Raw genomic sequence first — 490 nt, 5'->3', positions numbered from 1 at the left:
CCGCCCCCCGGCCCGCCTACGCCGCTGAGGACTCCGCGGACCACGCGCGTCGTTTACTGCGCCGGGCGGAGAACGCGGACCGGCCGGGCGCGGAGACGGCGGCCCTGCTGGCCACCGCGTCGGGGCACCAGATCGCCCAGGCCTTCGGCCGCCCGTGCCGCGCGGGCCGGGGAGGCCGGGCAAACCTGGGTTTCTCGCTCTACGAGCACGCGTTCCTGCTGCGCGACGGCGAGGAGGTCTCCCTCTGGGAGGTCGAGCACACGGCGACGCCGGACGGGCGGCACATGTGCGAGGTGTATGTCAGCGAGGACGCGGCGCGTGAGGCGATGGAGCGGCGGGCGGCGCAACTCTCCTAGGCGGCCCGCACTTCTCCTAGAACTAGACGCCTCTGTCGCCGAGTTGGCGCACCAGATCGGCGAAGGCGGCTCTCTCCTCGGTGGTCAGTTCCACGGACTCCGACCGGGGGCCCGTCTGCCGCTGTTGCGGGACT

1 protein-coding gene is annotated in these 490 nt (G+C 73.3%); it reads left to right on the top strand.

Features of this window, described 5'->3' with window-relative positions:
- Positions 1-356 (top strand): DUF6227 family protein (locus tag C1J00_RS44095; RefSeq protein ID WP_245936766.1); only part of this gene is annotated, 356 nt, incomplete at its 5' end.
- Positions 357-490: the final 134 nt, after the last annotated feature.

Origin of the sequence: Streptomyces cahuitamycinicus, from assembly GCF_002891435.1 — a bacterium.
GTDB lineage: Bacteria > Actinomycetota > Actinomycetes > Streptomycetales > Streptomycetaceae > Streptomyces > Streptomyces cahuitamycinicus.
This window is presented reverse-complemented; position numbering and strand designations above follow the sequence as displayed.